The sequence below is a fragment of the Sphingobium trunci genome (assembly GCF_022664535.1).
Lineage (GTDB): Bacteria > Pseudomonadota > Alphaproteobacteria > Sphingomonadales > Sphingomonadaceae > Sphingobium.
The window spans coordinates 1-710 of sequence record NZ_JAKUJY010000071.1 but is presented as its reverse complement, the minus strand read 5'-3'; the positions used below and the strand labels follow the sequence as shown (position 1 = coordinate 710).

At 62.7% G+C, this 710-nt stretch carries 1 protein-coding gene; it reads right to left on the bottom strand.

Annotated elements, in window-relative coordinates; genetic code table 11:
* The coding region (gene istA, locus MJ601_RS21790; protein WP_242130484.1) for an IS21 family transposase at positions 1-710 on the bottom strand (710 nt) is incomplete at both ends.

Genomic DNA, 710 nt, shown 5'->3' with positions numbered 1-710 from the left:
AGACCCGTTTCCCATATTCGACAAAGCCATCGAACGGTCTGCCCACCGGCATCAGGCTTTCCACTTCATCGGCCCAGGCATCGGCGACCGAACCCGCTTCGATCCCGTGCGGGATATCCTGCCACAGCTCCTTGCAGCGATCCTCCAGCCATAGGTTGAGAGCATCCAGACTTTCCGCCTGCGGCGTGGGTTGCCATAGCCGATGCCGGGCATCCTGGACGTTCTTCTCGACCTGGCCCTTTTCCCAGCCCGCTGCCGGATTACAGAACTCGGCCTCGAACAGATAGTGACTGACCATGGTGAGGAAGCGGTTGTTGACGTTGCGCTCCTTGCCGCGCCCGACCTTGTCGATGGCGGTGCGCATATTGTCGTAAATCCCGCGGCGCGGCACGCCGCCCAGCACGCGGAACGCATGGTTATGGGCATCGAACAGCATCTCGTGGGTCTGGAGCAAATAGGCCCGCACGAGGAAGGCCCGGCTGTGGCTGAGCTTGAAGTGGGCGACCTGCAATTTGGTGCGCACGCCGCCGATGATCGCCCAGTCCTCGCTCCAATCGAACTGGAACGCCTCTCCCGGTGCGAAGGACAGCGGCACGAATGTCCCGCGTCCGCTCATCTGCTGCTGGCGGCGATAATCGTCGCGCCAGTCCCGCGCAAAGGCCGCGACACGGTTGTAGGAACCGTCATAGCCCAGGCTCACCAGATCGGCG